We start from the raw sequence: 559 nt of genomic DNA on the forward strand, positions 1-559 counted from the left end.
GCGATCTCCTTCGTCTCCGCACCCGAGGGGATCAAGATCGCCGCGGGCTGGACCTTGGTGGCCAGCTGCTGCAGCGCCTCCGCCTTCGGGGCCACCAGGTAGCCCTTGATCTGGGCGTCGTCGATCACGTAGACCTTCTCCGCGCCGTACTTCTTGGTCGCCTCCGCGACCGTTCCGGCCTCAGAGGCGGGGCCGATGAAGACCGCGGTCGGGGTGCCGAGCTTCTTCGCGAGGGTGAGCAGCTCGAAGGTGGGCTTCTTCACCGTGCCGTTCTGGAAGTCGACCAGGACGAGAACGTCAGACATGCGTATCTACTCCTACTTCTCTCGTACCGGCCGGCTCAGATGAACTTCTTCGAGGCGAGGAAGTCGGCCAGCGCCTTCGCGCCGGCACCGTCCTCGTCCTTCACGATCTCACCGGCGGTCCGCGGCGGACGCGCAGTCGCGTCCGTGACCTCGGTGTAGGCCGCCCCCAGCCCCACCTGCGAGGCCTCCAGGCCCAGGTCGGCCAGCGAGAACACCTCCAGCGGCTTCTTCTTCGCCGCCATGATCCCCTTGAA

At 66.5% G+C, this 559-nt stretch carries 2 pseudogenes; both read right to left on the reverse strand.

From position 1 onward, the window contains the following. Window positions 1-305 (reverse strand): annotated as a pseudogene (locus tag ACYQ1K_RS27920) (electron transfer flavoprotein subunit alpha/FixB family protein); the annotation flags it as partial. Window positions 306-340: 35 nt separating this feature from the next. Continuing rightward, window positions 341-559, reverse strand: a pseudogene (locus ACYQ1K_RS27925) (electron transfer flavoprotein subunit beta); the annotation flags it as partial.

The organism is Nocardioides sp. AN3, from assembly GCF_054653495.1.